The sequence below is a fragment of the Saccharopolyspora sp. genome, assembly GCF_017434145.1.
GTDB classification, from domain to species: domain Bacteria; phylum Actinomycetota; class Actinomycetes; order Mycobacteriales; family Pseudonocardiaceae; genus Saccharopolyspora_C; species Saccharopolyspora_C galaxeae.
In genome coordinates this window covers 1-3564 of record NZ_JAFRFW010000827.1, presented here as the reverse complement: position 1 = coordinate 3564, position 3564 = coordinate 1, and the positions used below count along the sequence as shown (strand labels likewise).

General features: G+C 71.9%; 4 protein-coding genes and 1 pseudogene. 3 read left to right on the top strand and 2 right to left on the bottom strand.

Features of this window, described 5'->3' with window-relative positions; genetic code table 11:
* The coding region (locus IJH84_RS22485; protein WP_295148679.1) for a M protein at nucleotides 1–1269 on the bottom strand (1269 nt) is incomplete at its 3' end.
* A 183-nt stretch (nucleotides 1270–1452) separates the two neighbouring features.
* Here IJH84_RS22485 and IJH84_RS22480 point away from each other — a divergent pair.
* Together IJH84_RS22480 and IJH84_RS22475 are read left to right on the top strand one after the other, a co-directional pair.
* Nucleotides 1453–1836 (top strand): SPW repeat protein, encoded by a 384-nt coding sequence (locus IJH84_RS22480; RefSeq protein WP_295148676.1) that lies wholly within the window; start codon nucleotides 1453–1455, stop codon nucleotides 1834–1836.
* Nucleotides 1837–2050: 214 nt separating this feature from the next.
* Nucleotides 2051–2605, top strand: a complete 555-nt coding sequence (locus IJH84_RS22475) for a TetR/AcrR family transcriptional regulator (RefSeq protein WP_295148682.1) — start codon at nucleotides 2051–2053, stop codon at nucleotides 2603–2605.
* Between the two features lie 88 nt (nucleotides 2606–2693).
* On the opposite strand, the gene mce is transcribed toward IJH84_RS22475, so the two are convergent.
* Nucleotides 2694–3134 carry a methylmalonyl-CoA epimerase gene (gene mce, locus IJH84_RS22470; RefSeq protein ID WP_295148673.1) on the bottom strand — a complete coding sequence of 147 codons (441 nt, stop codon included), beginning with the start codon at nucleotides 3132–3134 and terminating at the stop codon, nucleotides 2694–2696.
* 152 nt (nucleotides 3135–3286) lie between these two features.
* Here mce and IJH84_RS22465 point away from each other — a divergent pair.
* Nucleotides 3287–3564, top strand: a pseudogene (locus IJH84_RS22465) (hypothetical protein); the annotation flags it as partial.

Genomic DNA, 3564 nt, shown 5'->3' with positions numbered 1-3564 from the left:
GCGCAGCGCGGCCTCCTCGGAGTCCTCCTGGTCCAGCCGCTCCAGCAGCGGCGTCGTCTGCCCGAGCAGTTCCGCGGCGTCGCGCAGCTTCGCCGCCACCGTGTCCCGCAGCTCGGTCAGCGAGTGCACCTGGTCATCGGCCTTGGTCAGCCGGCGCTGGGCCTCCTCGGTGGTGGCCACCAGCCTGCGCTCGGCGTCCGCGCGGGCTTCCCGGACCAGCCGCTCGCTCTCCCGGATGCCGTCGTCGACCAGGCGCGTCGCCTCGTCGGTGCACTCCTGGATCATCCGGTTGGCCTTCTCGGTGGCCTCGGCGACCAGGCGCTCGGCTTCCTGGGTGCTTTCCCGCTCGCGGCGCTGCGCGGCCTCGACGCTTTCCTGCTCGCGCTGCTGCGCGGCTTCGACGCTCTCGCGTTCGCGCTTCTCGGCGGCCTCGGTGCTCTCCCGTTCGCGGCGTTCGGCTGCCTCGGTGCTCTCCCGCTCCAGCTTCTCGGCCGCCTGGGTGGATTCGGTGTTGAGCCGGTTGGCTTCGTCGGTGGCCTCGCGGACCCGGCGGTGCGCCTCGTTGGTGCCCTCGCGCAGCCGGCGGTTGGCCTCCTCGGTGGCCTCGCGGACGCGGCGCTGCGCGTCGGCTTTGCTGGTGGCCTCCTGCTCGGCGAGGGTCTTCATCGACTCGGTGCGCCGAGCCGCCATCGCGATCTCGAAGTCCTCCTCGACCTGCGTCCGGCGGGCCTCGGACTCCTCGTCGGCGCGGACGCGGTTCTGCTCGGCCTCGGTGGTGATCCGCTCGGCCTCGGCCTTGGCCTTGTCCAGCACCGAGCGGTGCTCGGTCTCCATCTCGGTGCGCCGCTCGTCGACCTCGGCGATCAGCTTCTCGTAGCGGGTGCGCAGCGCGCCCGCCTCGGACTCGGAGCGGCTGCGGGTCTCGGCGGCGTCCTTCTCGGCGCGGCTGCGGATGTCGCCCGCCTCGTCCTGGGCGAGCTTGAGCATCCGCTGCAACCGCTCGCTGAGCCCTTCCAGCGTCGTCGGCGGCTTGGACAGCCGTTCGACCTGGCCGCGCAGGTTCTCGATCTCCGAGCGCGCGGATTCGAGCTGCTTGGACACATCCCGGGCCTGGGCGACGGCCGCGTCGCGGTCCGAGGTGAGGATGCGCAGATCGGCGTCGACCCGTTCCAGATGCTCGTCGACCTGAGCGCGGTCGTATCCGTTCTTGCGAACGAGGTCGAATCCCGAACCCAGCGGGAGTAGATCACGGTCGTCGGCGAGGCCCATGACGACCACGCTACCTGGAAGGCACCCGCGTTGTGGGAGGTGTGGGCGGGAACGGGGGAGTTTCCGCGGGGTCGCTCACCGGACCGGGTAAAGCCGGGCTGGACCGAGCCGAAGGGCCCTGGACGCCGCCGGCGGTGTGCCCCGACCTTCGACAGGCGCATCCGGGCGGTGGAGGTGAGCGACGTGGCGACCAAGGCGAACGCGCAGGTCCGGCCGTGGAATCGTTGGCAGGACTGGGTGGCGCTGCTGCTGGGCGTGTACTTGCTGCTGGCCACCTTGTGGACCCGCACCAGCGGCGGCGCGGTCTCGGCGATGCTCGTGCTGGGCGTGCTCCTGGTGCTCAGCGCCGTGTGGTCGTTGGTGATGCCGGGCTCGATGACCAGCGAATACGCGCACATGGTGCTGGGCGTGCTGCTGTTCCTGTCGCCCTGGGTGCTCGGGTTCGCCGGTCTCGCGGGTGCCGCTTGGACCTGCTGGGTGGTCGGGGTGCTGGCCGTGGCGGTCGGCGCCGCCGCCCTGCCGGAGGCCGGTGCCGCGCACGGCAGCGCAGCGGCCGCCGCGCGATAGCGGGCGCGTCCGGAGGTCGCGTTCCGGCCGGTTCCGGCACCGCCGGTACGTTGCACGGTGGTGATCGACCGGCTGATCGACGCTGGAGGACGCGGTGGCATGGGCACTCGGAGCGCCGGAGCAGTCGTCGGCGTGCGCTTGCGGCCCGGCGGCGGAACCGCACGCCGAGGCTGCGGTCGCCGACAGTGCGTGCCGTTGCCCGGCACGTGAGCGGATTCTGTCCGCGGCGGGGGAGTTGTTCGCCGAGTCCGGGTTCGACGCCACCCCGACCTCGCGGATCGCCGAGCGCGCCCAGGTCCCGAAAGGACTGATCCACTACTACTTCCGCCGCAAGCAGGACCTGCTCGTCGCGCTGGTGGAGCGGCTGCCGGACGAGGAGCTGGACCCCGCGCGGATCGTGCTGGCAGGCGACGTCACCGGCAGCCTGTACCGGCTGGTGTCCGAACTGGACCGGCGGTTCGAGTCGTCGGTGCTGCTGAGCCACTTGCTCTGGCGCGAAGCGGACACGCACGCCGCGGTCCGACGGGCGTTGCAGGAGCGGTTCGACGTCGTGGTGCGCCAGATCCGCGAAGTCATCTCGGCCGCGCTGGCGCCTGCCGCGTCGGACGGGTCTGCGGCGAGTGGCGGTGCCGAGGACGTCGACACCGCCGCGCTGCTGCTGGCCAGGGTGGTCAGCCACCGGCACGCCGTGGCCCGGCACGGGGACGAGGACGAGCTGGACCGCGAGATCTGCTTCATCGCGCGGGCGCTGGAGCGGCCCGCACCATGACGCCGAGGTGAAGCGCCGACCGGGCCTTCCCGACCGCGCCTTCCGACCGGGCCTTCCGACCGGGCCGTGACCGGAGCCGCCGCAGCCGTCAGACCGCCGGTTCCACCAGTTCGACCAGGACGCCGCCCGCGTCCTTCGGGTGCACGAAGTTGATCCGGCTGTCCTCGGTGCCCCGCCGCGGAGCGTCGTAGAGCAACCGCAACCCGCTGGCACGCAGTGCCGCGCAGGCCGCGTCCACATCGGTCACCCGGTATGCGAGCTGTTGCAGTCCTGGACCGTTGCGGTCCAGGAACTTCCCGATCGCCGAGTCCGCCCGCAACGGCGCCAGCAGCTGGATCCGGGTGGCGCCGGCGGTGTCGCCGGGGGCGGCGAGCATCGCCTCCCGGACCCCTTGGTCCTCGTTCTGCTCGGTGTGGGTCACTTCCAGCCCGAAGGTGCTGCGCTGGAATTCGATCGCCGCGTCGAGGTCGGTGACCGCGATTCCGACGTGGTCGATCGCGGTGAGCAAGTCGTGCAGTTCGCCGTGCATGGCGGGCAGCCTAACGCGCGATGAATCCGCCGGAAGTGTGCGAAAGATGGCAGAAAAAAGTGATGGCACCCGGCTCGGATTGCTCCGGACGGCGGAGTTCGACTGACTGGGCCGACGTGAGCATGTTGCCGCTTCACGTCGAAAGGTGGCTCATGGTCGATTTCAGACTTCTGCAGCGCGAACCCGGTCGTCGCAGACGCTGGCCGCGCGCGTTCGCCGCGCTGGGCGCGGTCGCGGTGCTGTCGGCTCCGGCGAGCGCGTTCGCCGCCGGTGGCGGGCCGGTGGTTTCCGGCGGTGGCGGGCCGAATCCCGATGAGCTGCGGCTCAAGCACGAGCGCGCGTGGCTGCCCGCGGGGCCGTTGCGATTCGGCGCCGAGCCCTACTCCGCGGCCGAGTCGGCCGCCGCGGATGCCGCCGCAGCCGAGGATTG